Below are 15617 nucleotides of genomic sequence, written 5' to 3'. Positions count from 1 at the left end.
CACGCCTCACAATCACAGTCCAGACGCTGAATGCGCCATCATCACTCAACCCGCAGCGGCGTCCATGCGCACCGCCCCACGGCGGTTCTGACCGAAAGCCATCACACAGTTTCGCCCCGCGCCTTTGGCGCTGTAGAGCGCCTGGTCAGCGGATTTGAGCACTTCTTCCGGCGTGCGCTGCTCCAACCGCTCGGCGACACCGATGCTGACGGTGACCGATACACTCGAGGCGCCTGAACCCGCGCGACGCTGGCGTCCTTGCTGGTCATCCTGGGGACGACTGTCCTGATTGCGCAGCTGGATGTTGTAGGTGGCGATGGATTCGCGGATGACTTCCAGGTGTGGCATACACTCTTCGAGGGTTTTGCCTGCGAACACCAGAGCAAATTCTTCACCGCCGTAGCGATATGCCCTACCGCCCCCGCTGATTTTCGACAGCTTGCTGGCGACCAAGCGCAACACCTGATCGCCGACATCGTGGCCGTGGGTGTCGTTGAATTTCTTGAAGTGGTCGACGTCGCCCATGGCCAGCACGTAATTGCGCCCCAGCCGTTGCATGCGTTCGTTCAGGGAGCGGCGACCCGGCAGGCCGGTGAGCTCATCGCGGAACGCCATCTGATAGGCTTCATGGGCGACCGCTGCGGCAATCATCAACATCACCTGGCTGCACATGATGTTCAGGGTGAAAGGCAGGATGAAGGTCTTTGGCAACATCCAGAACAATCCCAACAGCCCCACCAGTTGCGCAGCGTGCAAAGGTCTTGGGTTGCGCCAGTATTGCCAGGCCAGCAACAGGAACGAGGCGATGAACACGGGATAGGACAACTGGATCAGACTCATCCAGGCGCCATGCAGGGCTGGCCAGCGGATCTCCGAGAGCCACATCAACAGCGCCTGTGGGTAACTCTGTTCCAGCCCCAGCGCCACGCTGCCGAACGCCAGCAACACGGCGAAACGCGCCACCATATCCTGAAACAGATGGGTGCGCTCCTGCCAGGCGGCGAACAAGCCGAAGAGTAATGGCAGCAACAGACAGCACAGATGGAAGACCACGGCGGCATCGTCACGGACTTTACCGTTGTCGCGGTAGTAGTCGGTCTGGGTGTCGAGCAGAAAGTAGGCGATGTACACCGTGACCATCAGAAACAGTTCACGCTGACGTCGGTAAACTGCGCAATACGCCCCGCCGAGCAACAGCACCAGCGTCGGCAGCACGTTGAACAACGAGGTGAAGAAGACGTTGAGATCCTTGACGTAGGCAGCCGCAAGCCCCGCAAGCAATAACAGTAGCGATGGCAAAAAGTGACTGAAACGTACAGCGGAAGAACGCGGCAAGGGTAAAGCTCCGACCCGGCAAACAAAGATGGCATTGTGCCTGCATTTAGCGCAGCTAAGCACATGCAATGTGACGTGTGTCACATCGCCATCCTCTTTAACGGCAGCAATGGCGTTCTTCTTAGCGTTTTAGTCAGGAATATTTACAGACGTGATCGTTTGCGTCAGGCATAAAAAAACCGCTGCTCCCGAGGAAGCAGCGGCTTTGTGAAGAGACAGCGTAGGACTTAGTAACCCAGCGCGAAGTCTTCTTCTTTCATGTCCATCAGGTTGTTGGCGCCCGACAGCATGGTTGCAACGTGAGTGCGGGTACGCGGCAGGATACGCTGGAAGTAGAAGCGCGCAGTCTGCAGCTTGGCGGTGTAGAACGCCTCTTCGGTGGTGCCGGCAGCCAGTTTCTCGGCAGCCAGACGCGCCATGTCAGCCCAGAAGTAGGCAAGGCAGGCGTAACCGGAGTACATCAGGTAGTCCACCGACGCGGCGCCAACTTCTTCGCGGTCTTTCATGGCAGCCATACCGACCTTCATGGTCAGCTCGCCCCACTCTTTGTTCAGCGCAGCCAATGGCTCGACGAACTCTTTGACCGCGTCGTTGCCTTCGTTGGTCTGGCAGAACTTGTGGACGATCTTGGTGAAGCCTTTGAGCGCTTCGCCTTGAGTCATCAGCACTTTACGGCCCAACAGGTCGAGTGCCTGGATACCGGTGGTGCCTTCGTACAGCATCGAAATGCGGCTGTCGCGTACGTTCTGCTCCATGCCCCACTCGGCGATGAAGCCGTGGCCGCCGTAGATTTGTACGCCGTGGTTAGCGGATTCGAAACCGACTTCGGTCATGAAGGCTTTGGCGATCGGCGTCATGAAGGCCAGCAGTGCGTCGGCTTTCTTCTTCTCTTCTTCGTCTACGCCGTACTTGACGATGTCGACTTGCTTGGCGGTGAAGTAAACCATCGCACGGTTGCCTTCGGCGAACGCCTTCATGGTCAACAGCATGCGACGTACGTCAGGGTGAACGATGATCGGGTCAGCGGCTTTGTCCGGCGCTTTCGGGCCAGTGAGGGAGCGCATTTGCAGACGATCGCGAGCGTATTTCAGGCCGCCCTGGAAGCCGATTTCGGCGTGAGCCAGACCTTGCAGCGCGGTACCCAGACGTGCGGTGTTCATGAAGGTGAACATGCAGTTCAGGCCTTTGTTCGCCGGGCCGATCAGGTAACCGGTGGCCGCGTCGAAGTTCATCACGCAGGTGGCGTTACCGTGGATGCCCATCTTGTGTTCCAGGGAACCGCAGGTCACAGCGTTGCGTGCGCCAATCGAGCCGTCCGCGTTCGGCAGGAACTTCGGAACGATGAACAGGGAAATGCCTTTGGTGCCGGCCGGTGCATCCGGCAGACGTGCCAGAACGATGTGGACGATGTTGTCGGCCATGTCGTGTTCACCGGCCGAGATGAAGATCTTGGTGCCGGACACTTTGTAGGAACCGTCGGCCTGAGGCTCGGCTTTGGTGCGCAGCATGCCCAGGTCGGTGCCGCAGTGCGGTTCGGTCAGGCACATGGTGCCGGTCCATTCACCGGAAACCAGTTTGGTCAGGTAAGCCTCTTGTTGCTCAGGCGTACCGTGTTCGGAAATGGTGTTCATCGCGCCATGGGACAGGCCTGGGTACATACCCCACGACCAGTTGGCTTCGCCAACCATTTCGCTGACAGCCAGCCCCAGAGACTCTGGCAGGCCTTGGCCGCCATGCTCTACGTCGTGAGCCAGGCTTGGCCAGCCACCTTCGACGAATTGCTTGTAGGCTTCTTTGAAACCGGTCGGCGTTTTAACGCCGGACTCGCTCCAGGTGCAGCCTTCGGTGTCACCCACACGGTTCAGCGGAGCCAGCACCTGCTCACAAAACTTGGCGCCTTCTTCGAGAATGGCGTCAACCATGTCTGGAGTTGCGTCTGCACAAGCCGGAAGGCTCTGATAGTGCGCTTCGTAGCCGAGCAGTTCGTCACGAACGAAGCGAATATCACGCAAGGGGGCCTTGTAGTCAGGCATAGCGATAAACCTCTGCTGATGTAACCGGGAATGAACGACCGCGTTGATTTGTTGTGGCGGTCAAACAGTTGTTTGAAACATACGTTTACGCCCAATTCTTGTCAAGCGCCGATCTTTTGCCGTTCGTCATCGCGTCACGAAAACCTCGGACACGCCGCTGCCCACCGCCGTTGACTGAGCAACACGCGATGTAGGAGAGATTAGTTGAGGCAGAAGGACTTACGCAGAAAAACGCCGCGAACAGGCGCGGCGTTGGAGTAGCGGATTCAGCGAGGGTTCAGGCAAATGTATCGATCAGCGTACCGAGCATTTCATCGGATGCCTTGGCGACTTTGACGCCCAGTTCCACCTGGAATTTTCCCTGAGACATCTCGACCATATTGCTGGCCAGATCCGATTGCTGGCTGCGGTCTACCGAACGCAGGCGATCGACTTGAACCTCGGAGGATTGACTGGTGACCGAACGCTCGATGGTGTTGTTGGCGATCTGACCCGACGCCTGATCGACACGGTTCTGCCCGGTCTGAATAGTGCTCAGACCGGCATAAAAAGCGGTGTTTCCTGAGATTTCCATGGGGGGAACCCGTCCGACAAAGGATCAACAGCGGCCATTGAACCAGACACGCCGACAAAAGGCCCGACAAAAACACTAATGGCACAGTGCCTTGTCATAGCTAAAACTCAAGCCAACAAATTCAGTCCAGCAGGTCCAGCTGCAAATGCACGGCCACCGCATCGGCTGTCACCGACTTGAGTTTTGGCACTCGCCCCAGGCATGGCGCGGGGATGCGCTCGGCCAATGTCGCGAGGTTCTCTTCCAGGCGCGACGTCTTCGGATCGATGATGTTGGCCACCCACCCTGCCAACTGCAAACCATCCCGTGCGATCGCCTCAGCTGTCAGCAGCGCATGATTGATGCAACCCAGCCTTACGCCGACCACCAGGATCACCGGCAGACCCAGCGCCATTGCCAGGTCCGACAGATTGTCCTGATCCGCCAACGGCACTCGCCAGCCGCCAGCGCCTTCGATCAAGGTGAAGTCCGCTTGCATATCGAGAATCTGCCGCATCGGTGTCAACAGTGATTGCACGGTCAACGCCACGCCAGCCTCCCGCGCGGCCAGATGCGGTGCAATCGCCGGTTCAAACGCGACCGGATTGACCTGTTCGTAGGTCAACGGTATCGAGCACTCGGCCAACAGGGCCAGCGCATCGGCGTTGCGCAACCCCTTGGGCGTCAGGTCGCAGCCGGAGGCCACCGGCTTGCCCGCTGCCGTGCTCAAGCCCGCCAACCGCGCGGCATGTAGCAAACCTGCGGCGACGGTGGTCTTGCCGACATCGGTATCAGTACCAGTGATGAAATAGGCTGCGCTCATAAGGGTTTCTCCAACACGGCGTAAACCACTTGATAAGTCGCCGGCAGTCCCTGTGCCTGACGATACTGCTCGTAAGCCTCAATCAGGCCGAGGATCCGCGCCCTGCCGGTCAAACCGCCTGGCCGACCGGGGTTCAGGTTATGCGCCCCAAGTGCCTTGAGTTCATGGGTCAGGCTGCGGACATCGGGGTAATGCAACACATGCGGCTGCGTTTCGAGGCTGACGATCTTCAAGCCGCTGCCCGCGCAAAGCTGTTGGTAAACACCGAACTCGCGGAAGCGGTTGACGTGCACCATGCCGTCCACCTGACGCCAGCTGTCGCGCAATTCGTACAGCGTGCCTACACACAGACTAGCAAACGCAAAAACACCGCCCGGTTTCAGTACCCGATACGCCTCATTGAGCACCGAGGCGAAATCCGCGCACCATTGCACCGCCAGGCTGGAGAAGACCAGATCGCAGGTCGAGTCCTGCAACGGCAAGCGCTCGGCATCGCCTGCGATGAAATGGGTCGCGCCGCCCAAGGGCCGGGCGTGATTGAGCATCCCTTCTGCGATATCCAGCGCCACTCCGGCGCTCGCAGGAAACTTCTGCGCCAAGGCTCGACTGAAATACCCGGTGCCGCAGCCCATATCCAGCCAGCGAGCAGGGACAAAATCTTCCGGTAACCGACGTAATAACTCGCTGCCCACATCGCGCTGCAATTCAGCCACGCTGTCGTAGCTCGCCGCCGCACGGGAAAAGGACGCCGCCACCTGGCGTTTGTCGGGCAAGCCGCCGGGCAGGTTGGGAAGGGATAAATCAGTCATCACCGAACTCATGCAAAAAGGCCTGAATCGCCCCCGCCACACCGTGGGGGTCTTCCAGAAGAAACGCGTGGCTGGCCTGTTCAATCAGACCGATTTCGACATCCGGCAGCAGCGTCAGCAAGTCCCCCGCCGCTTCGGCCGGGACCAGCCCGTCGAGGCCGCCAAACAAATGCAATTGCGGGCCGCGAAACGCTTGCAACGCTTGCCGGGTATCCAATTGTGCGAGCAACTCCAGGCCGCTCATCAGTACCGGCGAAGACGTATGCGGTGCGCCAGCGAGCAACAGTCGCGATATCCCGCGCGGGTCTTCGGCACCTTGGGCGCATAGCAGCGAAAAACGTTTCAACGTCATGCGCGAGTCAGCCTTGCAGCCGGCCAGAAACGCATCGAAGGTTTCGCCGGGCATCGCGCTCGACCATCGTTCATGGGCGACAAAAGAAGGGTTGCTCGCCAGGGTCACCAAGCCGCAGCAGCGGTCACCGCGTCGCGCCGCCAGTTCGGACGCCAGCATGCCGCCCAATGACCAGCCACCGAGCCAGGCATCCTGCGGCAACGTCGAGTCCAACTCATCGAGCCATTCTTCGAGGTCACTCGATTCCAGTTCCGGCAATGGCTCGATCTCGACGCGCAGGTGCTCATCCAACCCCTGCAAGGCCGCTGCCAAGGGTTCCAGCGGCGAAATCCCGAGCCCCCAGCCCGGCAGCAGAATCAGACGATCACGCATGGCTTGGCTCCGGTCCCAGTTGTTGAAAACAATCGGCCAGTCCATTTAACAATAGCTGTACCTGCGCCTCGCTGTGAGCGGCGGTCAGAGTTACGCGCAAACGTGCGCTGCCCGCGGGCACAGTCGGTGGACGAATCGCAGTCACCATCAGCCCGCGTTCGCGCAGCATCTGCGACAGTCGAACTGCGCGCCCGGCGTCGCCAATCATGATCGGCTGGATCGGCGTGAAGCTGTCCATCAACTCCAGGCCAATCTGTTCGGCGCCTTGGCGGAACTGGCGAATCAGCGTCTGCAGATGCTCACGTCGCCAGTGTTCGCTGCGCAACAGCTCCAGGCTTTTCAGCGTCGCGCAGGCCAGCGCCGGCGGTTGGCTGGTGGTGTAGATGTAAGGGCGAGCGAACTGGATCAGGCTTTCGATCAGCTCTTCACTGCCAGCCACAAAAGCACCGGCCGTACCGAAAGCCTTGCCAAGGGTGCCGACCAACACTGGCACGTCTTCCTGACTCAGACCGAAATGCTCGACGATCCCGCCGCCATTGGCACCCAGCGGACCAAAACCGTGAGCGTCATCGACCATCAGCCAGGCGCCTTTGGCCTTGGTTTCCCGCGCCAGCGCCGGCAGGTCGGCGATGTCACCGTCCATGCTGAACACGCCATCAGTGACCACCAGCGTATTGCCGGTGGCCTTCTCTAGGCGCTTGGCCAGACTGGCCGCGTCGTTATGCAGATAGCGATTGAAACGCGCACCGGACAACAACCCTGCATCCAGCAACGACGCATGATTGAGCCGGTCTTCGAGCACCGTATCTCCCTGCCCGACCAACGCGGTGACCGCGCCGAGGTTGGCCATATAACCGGTGGTGAACAGCAGAGCTCGCGGGCGGCCGGTGAACTCGGCGAGGGCTTCTTCCAGTGCGTGATGTGGGCCGCTATGACCGATCACCAGATGCGAAGCACCACCGCCCACGCCCCAACGCGACGCGCCGGCGCGCCAGGCTTCGATCACCTGCGGGTGATTGGCCAGGCCCAGGTAATCGTTGTTACAGAACGCCAGCAACGGCTGACCGTCGACCACCACTTCCGGGCCTTGGGGGCTTTCTAGCAATGGGCGCTGGCGATAAAGGTTTTCGGCACGACGGGCAGCAAGGCGTGCGGCGAGATCGAAAGACATGCAGGCCTCGGTAGATCAAAAAACGTGAGACTGGATGCGATCTAATGTGGGAGCTGGCTTGCCTGCGATGACTGCAGCACATTCAACATCAATGTGGCTGACAGACCGCTATCGCAGCGATGCGGCGACCCGACAAGCCAGCTCCCACATTTTTACCGCATTCCAATTAGGCGAAACGGTAGAAGACTCAGACAGCCGCGTTATAGAACATCTCGCTGCTCTTCTGCTCCACCAGCGCTTGTTCGATGGCGGCCTGATGCACTTCGTCGGCGTGCTCTTCGCGCGCTTCCGGCAGGATCCCCAGACGGGAGAACAGTTGCATGTCCTTGTCCGCCTGCGGGTTGGCGGTGGTCAGCAGTTTTTCGCCGTAGAAAATCGAGTTGGCGCCGGCAAAGAACGCCAGGGCTTGCATCTGCTCGTTCATCGCTTCACGGCCGGCGGACAGACGCACGTGGGATTTTGGCATCAGGATGCGAGCGACAGCGAGCATGCGGATGAAGTCGAACGGGTCGACGTCGTCAGCATTTTCCAGCGGCGTACCGGCGACCTTCACCAGCATGTTGATCGGCACCGACTCTGGATGCTCAGGCAGGTTGGCCAGCTGGATCAGCAGGTTGGCGCGGTCGTCGAGGGACTCGCCCATGCCGAGAATGCCGCCGGAGCAGATCTTCATCCCCGAATCACGCACGTAAGCCAGGGTTTGCAGGCGCTCGCTGTACGTACGGGTGGTGATGATGCTGCCGTAGAACTCCGGCGAGGTGTCGAGGTTGTGGTTGTAGTAATCCAGGCCGGCTTCGGCCAGGGCGACGGTCTGATCCTGATCGAGACGGCCTAGGGTCATGCAGGTTTCCAGGCCCATGGCTTTCACGCCTTTGACCATTTCCAACACGTACGGCATGTCTTTGGCCGACGGGTGTTTCCACGCCGCGCCCATGCAGAAACGGGTCGAACCGATGGCCTTGGCACGAGCGGCCTCTTCGAGGACCTTCTGCACTTCCATCAGTTTTTCTTTTTCCAGGCCGGTGTTGTAGTGACCGGACTGCGGACAATATTTGCAATCTTCCGGGCAAGCACCGGTCTTGATCGACAGCAGCGTCGAAACCTGGACACGGTTAGCGTCGAAATGCGCGCGGTGCACCGTCTGCGCCTGGAACAGCAGGTCGTTGAATGGCTGAACGAAGAGAGCTTTGACTTCGGCCAAAGACCAGTCATGACGCAGGGTTGCAGTGGTGCTGGCGCTCATGGGCGTTTCCTTGTTTATGCTTGGCAAGCGGCTGGGGAATGGAATACCCACAGACGCGACACGGATGTTCGGCATATTTAAGGAAGAGCGATGCGCTGTCAACCACGATACGAAGGACCGGTTTACATCTGGTTAAAAAACAAACAAATCTGTTTGCTCTGCGCAGAAGCCGCGGACGACATCACCCCAATCTGCATGGCCTGCGAAACCGAGTTGCCCTGGCTGGGCGAGCACTGCCAAACCTGCGCCCTGCCCCTGCCTTCCACGGGCCTGACCTGCGGCCAATGCTTGAAACAACCGCCGGCCTTCGAGCGAGTCGCCGCGCCCTGGACTTACAGTTTTCCGATCGACAGTTTGATCACCCGCTTCAAGCACAGCGCGAAGTGGCCGTTTGGCCGCCTGCTCGCCGAACTTCTCGCTCAGTTTCTGCAACATCGCTTCGATGAAGATCTGGATCGGCCCGATGTGCTGATACCCGTACCGCTGGCCGCCAAACGTCTGCGCCAGCGGGGTTTCAACCAGGCGGCGATGCTCGCCCGCTGGCTCAGCGTCAGCCTCGACATTCCTTGCGATGAAACGCTGTTGCTGAGGATTCAGGACACCAGCGCGCAACAAGAGCTGAATGCCGACGCCCGTAAAAAGAACCTGCGCCACGCCTTTGCCCTGGCGCCTGCAGGCTCGATCAACGGTCGCCACTTCGCATTGGTCGACGACGTGCTGACCACCGGCGCCACCGCCCAGGCCCTGGCTCGCCTGTTGATGGAGGCGGGCGCCGCGCGGGTCGATGTCTACTGCCTGGCCCGTACTCCAAAACCTGGCGACGTGACCTGACTTGACTCCCGCGCGCCAAGCCGCCAACGTCCTGCCCATCGCCACAGCCCAAAGCGTCTCGCCATGTCCTTGCCTACGTTGTTGTCCCAGCACATTGCCCGTCGCCCGCAGCGCATCGCGTTGCTGCAACACATCGCCGAACAAGGCTCGATCACCCGCGCCGCGAAAAGCGCCGGCCTGAGTTACAAGGCGGCGTGGGACGCCATCGACGAGCTGAACAACCTCGCGCAGAAACCGCTGGTGGAGCGTAGCGTCGGCGGCAAGGGCGGTGGCGGCGCCAAACTGTCCAGCGAAGGTGAGCGCGTGTTGCGCCTGTATCAAAAGCTGCAAGCCTTGCAGACTCAGGTGCTGGAAGCCGCCGAAGAAGCCAGTGACCTGGACCTGCTCGGTCGCCTGATGCTCAGAACCAGCGCGCGCAACCAACTGCACGGCAAGGTCGTGGCGATCGATGCACAAGGACGCAACGACCGCATCCGTCTTGAACTGGCCGAAGGTTTGCGGATCGATGCGCAGATCACCCACGACAGCACTCTGCGCCTGGAACTGCAGACCGGCACCGAAGTAGTGGCGCTGATCAAGGCCGGTTGGCTGGAACTGCTGGGCTTCGATCGAACCGTAACGCCCGGCAACAACTGCCTGAAGGGCATGATCGAAGAAATCCTCGACGCCGACGACGGCCCTAGCGAAGTGCGCATCGGCCTGCCCAATGGCCAGACACTTTGCGCCCTGGCCGAGCCGCTGCACCTGAAGACCCTCGAACTCACCGCCGGAAAACCGGTGCTGGTGCAATTCGCGCCATCCAACATTTTGCTGGGCACACCGCTCTAGCCCAAGTGCATCGCAACCGCTGTAGGAGCTGCCGAAGGCTGCGATCTTTTGATTCTGATTTTAAGAGGCTGCAACAAAAGCTTCATCGACCACCATTAAGGTGGCTGCAAAAACCCGCAGGGAGCCTGATGTGAGCTTATTAGAAGACAACCAACCCACCGACCTCGAAAAAATCGTCGGCCTCAGCCGTCGTGGCTTCATCAGCGCGGGCGCCCTCTGCGGTGCGGCGATGTTTCTCGGTGGCAACCTGCTGAGTCGCAGCGTGCTGGCCGCCAGCGTCAGCGCCGGTTCCAGCAAACTGTTGGGTTTCGACAGCATCGCCGCCGCCACGACCGATACCATCACCCTGCCGCCGGGCTACAAATCTTCGGTGTTGATCAGCTGGGGCCAGCCACTGCAAAAAAATGGCCCGGCGTTCGACCCCAGCGGCAACGGCACGGCCCAGGCGCAGGAAGTCCAGTTCGGCGACAACAACGACGGCATGAGCCTGTTCGAATTCCCCGGTGAAAAAGACCGGGCGCTGATGGCGATCAACAACGAATACACCAACTACCGCTACCTCTACCCCCACAGCGGTATGCCGCAATCGGCGGAAGATGTGCGCAAGGCCCTGGCCTGCGAAGGTGTGTCGGTAATCGAAGTGCAGCGCAAAAACGGCCAGTGGCAGTTCGTCCAGGGCTCGCGCTACAACCGGCGCATTCACGGCAACGCGCCGATCAGCCTGAGCGGTCCGGCGGCAGGTCACGAGCTGATGAAAACCAGCGCCGACAAACACGGCAAGAACGTCCTCGGCACCTTCCAGAACTGCGCCAACGGCAAGACGCCGTGGGGCACTTATCTGACCTGCGAAGAGAACTTCACCGACTGCTTCGGCAGTAGCAATGCCGAGCAGAAGTTCGATGCCGCGCAGAAACGCTACGGCGCGGTGGCGGCCAGTAAAGAAATCAACTGGCATCAACACGATCCGCGCTTCGACCTGGCGAAAAACCCCAACGAACTCAATCGTCATGGCTGGGTGGTGGAAATCGACCCGTTCGATCCTCAGTCGACGCCGGTCAAACGCACCGCGCTGGGCCGCTTCAAACATGAAAACGCCGCACTGGCCGAAACCAATGACGGTCGCGCCGTGGTGTACATGGGCGACGATGAGCGCGGCGAGTTCATCTACAAATTTGTCAGCCGCGACAAGATCAACCATAAAAACCCCAAGGCCAACCGCGACCTGCTGGACCACGGCACTTTGTACGTGGCGCGCTTCGATGCGGGCGACGGCAATGCCGATCACCCGAAAGGCCAGGGCGAGTGGATCGAACTGACTCACGGCAAAAACGGCATCGACGCCAGCAGCGGTTTCGCCGATCAGGCCGAAGTGCTGATTCATGCACGCCTCGCAGCCAGCGTTGTGAACGCTACGCGCATGGACCGCCCGGAATGGATCGTCGTCAGCCCCAAGGATGGCCAGGTCTATTGCACGCTGACCAACAACGCCAAGCGTGGCGAGGACGGGCAACCGGTGGGCGGGCCGAACCCGCGCGAGAAGAACGTCTACGGGCAGATTTTGCGCTGGCGCACTGACCGCGACGATCACGGCTCGAAAAGCTTTGCCTGGGACTTGTTTGTGGTCGCCGGCAACCCGGGCATCCACGCCGGCACGCCGAAGGGCGGTTCATCGAACATCACACCGCAGAACATGTTCAACAGCCCGGACGGTCTGGGCTTCGACGAGGCCGGTCGCCTGTGGATCCTCACGGATGGCGATTCGAGCAACGCAGGCGATTTCGCAGGCATGGGCAATAACCAGATGCTCTGTGCCGACCCGGTGACCGGCGAGATCCGCCGCTTCATGGTCGGCCCGGTGGGCTGCGAGGTGACGGGGATCAGCTTCTCGCCGGATCAGAAAACCTTGTTTGTCGGGATCCAGCATCCGGGGGAAAACGGTGGGTCGACGTTCCCCGAGCATCTGCCCAACGGCAAGCCGCGGTCTTCGGTGATGGCGATTTCCCGCGAGGATGGCGGGATCGTCGGCGCCTGATAGGCCCTCTTCGCGGGCAAGCCCGCTCCCACAGTGTCCTCCTGTGTGTGACAAATAGTGTGCACACCCAAGATCCATGTGGGAGCGGGCTTGCCCGCGATGGCATCGGTGTGAACAACACTTACCTCAAGCCCAACCCCTAAAGAAGCCCCGTCTGCGCTACCATGTTTGGCCCGACGCGGCAGCCTGCTGCGCGCAGGAGTCAGCATGGCCCACCCGTTTGCAACGCTCACCCCAGACCTCGTGCTCGATGCCGTCGAAAGCATCGGCTTTCTCAGCGACGCCCGCATTCTGGCGCTCAACAGCTACGAGAACCGTGTCTATCAGGTCGGCATCGAAGACTCCGAGCCGCTGATCGCCAAGTTCTACCGCCCGCAGCGCTGGACCAACGAAGCGATTCTCGAAGAGCACCAATTCACCTTTGAACTCACCGAATGCGACGTACCGGTGGTCGCACCGATGATGCACAACGGTGCCAGCCTGCACGAACACAACGGTTTCCGTTTCACCCTGTTTCCCCGTCGCGGCGGCCGTGCGCCGGAGCCGGGCAATCTCGATCAGCTGTATCGCCTGGGGCAACTGCTCGGTCGCCTGCACGCGGTCGGCTCTACCAAACCGTTCGAACACCGTGAAGCGCTGGGAGTAAAGAACTTCGGTCAGGACTCGCTGACGACCCTGCTCGAAGGCAATTTCGTACCCAAAAGCTTGCTGCCGGCCTACGAGTCCGTGGCCCGCGACCTGCTCAAGCGGGTCGAAGAGGTCTACAAGGCCACGCCGCACCAGAACATCCGCATGCACGGCGATTGCCACCCCGGCAACATGATGTGTCGCGACGAGATGTTCCACATCGTCGACCTCGACGACTGCCGCATGGGCCCCGCGGTGCAGGATATCTGGATGATGTTGGCGGGTGATCGTCAGGAATGTCTGGGGCAGTTGTCGGAATTGATGGACGGCTACAACGAATTCCACGACTTCGACCCGCGGGAACTGGCGCTGATCGAACCGCTGCGCGCCTTGCGCCTGATGCACTATAGCGCCTGGCTCGCCCGTCGCTGGGATGACCCGGCCTTCCCTCGCAGTTTTCCGTGGTTTGGTACCGAGCGCTATTGGGGCGATCAAGTGCTGGCGCTGCGTGAACAATTGGCTGCTCTCAATGAAGAGCCACTAAAACTCTTCTAAACACACCAGCCCCTGTAAAAACATGACACCTCTATACAATCCCCTCTTTGTTAGCTGCCTAAGCAAGGATTCTCATGCAAGCCGCCAACCCGCGTCGCGGGTACATCCTGGGCCTGAGTGCCTACATCATCTGGGGCCTGTTCCCGATCTACTTCAAAGCCATCGCCAACGTGCCCGCCGTGGAGATCATCATCCACCGAGTGCTGTGGTCCGCGCTGTTTGGTGCTTTGCTGCTGCTCGTCTGGAAGCATCCCGGCTGGTGGCGCGAGCTGCGTGAGAACCCGCGACGGCTGGCAATCCTGGCCCTGAGCGGCACGTTGATCGCCGCCAACTGGCTGACCTACGTCTGGTCGGTGAACAACGGGCGCATGCTCGAAGCCAGCCTCGGTTACTACATCAACCCGCTGGTGAACGTGCTGCTGGGGATGCTGATCCTCGGCGAACGACTGCGGCGCATGCAATGGCTGGCGGTTGGCCTGGCGGCGGTCGGTGTTGCGCAGCAAGTGTGGCAAGTCGGCAGCCTGCCGTGGGTGTCGCTGGTGCTGGCATTGACCTTCGGCTTCTACGGACTGATCCGCAAGCAGGCACCGGTCAAGGCGCTGCCGGGGCTGGTGGTGGAAACCTGGATGCTGGTGCCGATTGCTGTCGCCTGGCTGCTGTTCAATCCGACGGCGAGCAGCGCGCAAGCCGAATTCTGGACCACCTCTGAAGCCTGGTGGTTGGTGGCTGCAGGTCCGGTGACGCTGGTGCCGCTGGTGTGTTTCAACGCCGCCGCACGGCACTTGCCCTACACCACCCTCGGATTTCTCCAGTACCTGGCGCCGACATTGGTGTTGCTGCAAGCCGTTCTGCTGTTTGGCGAACACTTGTCGTCCAGCACGCTGGTGGCGTTCATCTTTATCTGGGCCGGTCTGGCGGTTTACAGCGTCGATGCGTGGATAAGTCTGCGCCGCCGCAGCTGATCAGAAAACGTACAAATCTCTACAGGCCACGTCTCCCGTGGCCTGCATCCATCCTTCCCAAGGTTATCCACAGCGTGATCCCCGGCGTTTGTGCGCAAGTCACTGAAACTGCTGGTTTTTTGATCAGATCCTGAAGAGCACCGGCCGACGTGGCCTGGCGAGGTGTCTCTACAGGTTATCCACAGGCAGGTGCACGTATAACTTGGATAACCTTTTCAGGGTTCGCTGCGCAGCACCAATTCGACCATCAGATCGTCCGCCAGGGTTTCCAGGCGCGATTGCAGCACCTCCAGCGACAAAGTCAGCGGCACCGCGAGAATCGCTTCAGCGTGGAACAAAGGCTCGCTGCTCATCGGCGCCGGGCGTACTTCGGTCACCAGACTTTCCAGGTTCACGCCCTGTTCGCTCAGCAGACGCGTAATGTCTCGCACGATGCCCGGACGATCATTGCCCACCAGTTCCATGGCAATCGGCTTCCAGGTGCAGGATTGTTCGATACCGCTTTCGGCGATCATCACGCGAATCCCCTGGGCTGACAGTCCCTGTAGGGCGTCTACCAGTTCATCGTAAGCCTCGGCCGGTACCCCCACCCGAAGGATCCCGGCGAACTGCCCGGCCATCCGCGACATGCGGCTCTCCAGCCAGTTGCCACCATGCTCGGCAATGCATTGGGCAATGCGCTCGACCTGCCCGGGCTTGTCCAGAGCGAATACCGTGAGTACGAGGTGGTTCATGGCGCAGCCCTCTTGTCATGACTTTTGTTATAGAAAAACAAGTATAGGCAAGGGGCTGGTTGTGGCGAGGGGCTTGCCCCGTTCGGCTGCGCAGCAGTCGCCAAATTACCAAAATGCGGACTGTTCGGAGAGATGCAGAGGGCCGCTTCGCGCCCCAGCGGGAGCAAGCTCCCTCGCCACAAAGAGCAGTGCCCCATAGCAGGGCTTCGAAGATTATGTGTACAAGTTTTTATATTTAGCTGGAACAATCCAATAGTTTTTTGAGAACATCCTGTTCCTCGCCATGACCGCAATGCGTCATGGGGTCGCAGAACGACGTAATTAGTCTAATTTTCACAACCGCAATTCATCATGTAG

The 15617-nt window shown here is 60.1% G+C and carries 14 protein-coding genes; 5 read left to right on the top strand and 9 right to left on the bottom strand.

Annotated elements, in window-relative coordinates; translation table 11 throughout:
• Positions 1-45: 45 nt before the first annotated feature.
• The 8 genes from AB7M26_RS08110 to bioB all read right to left on the bottom strand — a co-directional run bounded on the left by AB7M26_RS08110 (position 46) and on the right by bioB (position 8691).
• On the bottom strand, positions 46-1335 hold the full coding sequence (locus tag AB7M26_RS08110) for a GGDEF domain-containing protein (RefSeq protein ID WP_123497344.1): 1290 nt from the start codon (positions 1333-1335) through the stop codon (positions 46-48).
• A gap of 227 nt (positions 1336-1562) precedes the next feature.
• Positions 1563-3368, bottom strand: a complete 1806-nt coding sequence (locus tag AB7M26_RS08105) for a phenylacyl-CoA dehydrogenase (protein WP_095630857.1) — start codon at positions 3366-3368, stop codon at positions 1563-1565.
• Between the two features lie 277 nt (positions 3369-3645).
• A complete protein-coding gene (locus tag AB7M26_RS08100) occupies positions 3646-3942 on the bottom strand; it encodes a hypothetical protein (protein WP_008076394.1) in 297 nt (98 codons plus the stop codon).
• Positions 3943-4063: 121 nt separating this feature from the next.
• Positions 4064-4744: a dethiobiotin synthase gene (bioD, locus tag AB7M26_RS08095; RefSeq protein ID WP_123497342.1), complete on the bottom strand. Its 681-nt coding sequence runs from the start codon at positions 4742-4744 to the stop codon at positions 4064-4066.
• Complete coding sequence (gene bioC, locus AB7M26_RS08090) at positions 4741-5553, bottom strand: malonyl-ACP O-methyltransferase BioC (RefSeq protein ID WP_123497340.1); 813 nt, start codon at positions 5551-5553, stop codon at positions 4741-4743. Before bioC ends, bioD begins: the two co-directional genes overlap by 4 nt.
• Entirely contained in the window at positions 5546-6277 is a 732-nt protein-coding gene (locus tag AB7M26_RS08085) for an alpha/beta fold hydrolase (protein ID WP_123497338.1), read from the bottom strand. The genes bioC and AB7M26_RS08085 overlap by 8 nt, the downstream gene beginning before the upstream one ends.
• Positions 6270-7448, bottom strand: coding sequence for an 8-amino-7-oxononanoate synthase (gene bioF, locus AB7M26_RS08080; protein WP_123497336.1), 1179 nt, complete (start codon positions 7446-7448; stop codon positions 6270-6272). The genes AB7M26_RS08085 and bioF overlap by 8 nt, the downstream gene beginning before the upstream one ends.
• A gap of 187 nt (positions 7449-7635) precedes the next feature.
• The gene (gene bioB, locus AB7M26_RS08075) at positions 7636-8691 is read right to left on the bottom strand and encodes a biotin synthase BioB (protein ID WP_007904183.1); all 1056 of its coding nucleotides are present in this window, start codon (positions 8689-8691) and stop codon (positions 7636-7638) included.
• A gap of 90 nt (positions 8692-8781) precedes the next feature.
• On the opposite strand from bioB, the gene AB7M26_RS08070 reads away from it, so the two are divergent.
• The 5 genes from AB7M26_RS08070 to rarD all read left to right on the top strand — a co-directional run bounded on the left by AB7M26_RS08070 (position 8782) and on the right by rarD (position 14526).
• Positions 8782-9522, top strand: a complete 741-nt coding sequence (locus AB7M26_RS08070; RefSeq protein WP_123497334.1) for a ComF family protein — start codon at positions 8782-8784, stop codon at positions 9520-9522.
• A 63-nt stretch (positions 9523-9585) separates the two neighbouring features.
• Positions 9586-10350 carry a TOBE domain-containing protein gene (locus AB7M26_RS08065; protein WP_123497332.1) on the top strand — a complete coding sequence of 255 codons (765 nt, stop codon included), beginning with the start codon at positions 9586-9588 and terminating at the stop codon, positions 10348-10350.
• Positions 10351-10480: 130 nt separating this feature from the next.
• Positions 10481-12382, top strand: coding sequence for a PhoX family protein (locus tag AB7M26_RS08060; protein WP_123497330.1), 1902 nt, complete (start codon positions 10481-10483; stop codon positions 12380-12382).
• 207 nt (positions 12383-12589) lie between these two features.
• A complete protein-coding gene (locus tag AB7M26_RS08055) occupies positions 12590-13564 on the top strand; it encodes a serine/threonine protein kinase (protein WP_429388573.1) in 975 nt (324 codons plus the stop codon).
• 74 nt (positions 13565-13638) lie between these two features.
• Positions 13639-14526: an EamA family transporter RarD gene (gene rarD, locus AB7M26_RS08050; protein ID WP_123497325.1), complete on the top strand. Its 888-nt coding sequence runs from the start codon at positions 13639-13641 to the stop codon at positions 14524-14526.
• A gap of 215 nt (positions 14527-14741) precedes the next feature.
• Here rarD and AB7M26_RS08045 read toward each other — a convergent pair whose 3' ends face one another.
• Positions 14742-15260 carry a glycine cleavage system protein R gene (locus AB7M26_RS08045; protein WP_123497323.1) on the bottom strand — a complete coding sequence of 173 codons (519 nt, stop codon included), beginning with the start codon at positions 15258-15260 and terminating at the stop codon, positions 14742-14744.
• Positions 15261-15617 lie beyond the last annotated feature (357 nt).

It is taken from the genome of Pseudomonas sp. F-14 TE3482 (genome assembly GCF_053629455.1).
The sequence above is the reverse complement of the archived record's forward strand: the minus strand, read 5'-3'. Positions and strand labels throughout refer to the sequence as shown.

What these genes read in the sequence shown, in the direction of transcription:
- AB7M26_RS08100 (WP_008076394.1), bottom strand. Translation starts at nt 3,942, where the DNA reads ATGGAAATCTCAGGAAACACCGCTTTTTATGCCGGTCTGAGCACTATT.
- bioB (WP_007904183.1), bottom strand. Translation starts at nt 8,691, where the DNA reads ATGAGCGCCAGCACCACTGCAACCCTGCGTCATGACTGGTCTTTGGCC.
- AB7M26_RS08045 (WP_123497323.1), bottom strand. Translation starts at nt 15,260, where the DNA reads ATGAACCACCTCGTACTCACGGTATTCGCTCTGGACAAGCCCGGGCAG.
- AB7M26_RS08070 (WP_123497334.1), top strand. Translation starts at nt 8,782, where the DNA reads ATGCGCTGTCAACCACGATACGAAGGACCGGTTTACATCTGGTTAAAA.
- AB7M26_RS08105 (WP_095630857.1), bottom strand. Translation starts at nt 3,368, where the DNA reads ATGCCTGACTACAAGGCCCCCTTGCGTGATATTCGCTTCGTTCGTGAC.
- bioD (WP_123497342.1), bottom strand. Translation starts at nt 4,744, where the DNA reads ATGAGCGCAGCCTATTTCATCACTGGTACTGATACCGATGTCGGCAAG.
- AB7M26_RS08085 (WP_123497338.1), bottom strand. Translation starts at nt 6,277, where the DNA reads ATGCGTGATCGTCTGATTCTGCTGCCGGGCTGGGGGCTCGGGATTTCG.
- AB7M26_RS08065 (WP_123497332.1), top strand. Translation starts at nt 9,586, where the DNA reads ATGTCCTTGCCTACGTTGTTGTCCCAGCACATTGCCCGTCGCCCGCAG.
- rarD (WP_123497325.1), top strand. Translation starts at nt 13,639, where the DNA reads ATGCAAGCCGCCAACCCGCGTCGCGGGTACATCCTGGGCCTGAGTGCC.
- bioC (WP_123497340.1), bottom strand. Translation starts at nt 5,553, where the DNA reads ATGACTGATTTATCCCTTCCCAACCTGCCCGGCGGCTTGCCCGACAAA.
- bioF (WP_123497336.1), bottom strand. Translation starts at nt 7,448, where the DNA reads ATGTCTTTCGATCTCGCCGCACGCCTTGCTGCCCGTCGTGCCGAAAAC.
- AB7M26_RS08055 (WP_429388573.1), top strand. Translation starts at nt 12,590, where the DNA reads ATGGCCCACCCGTTTGCAACGCTCACCCCAGACCTCGTGCTCGATGCC.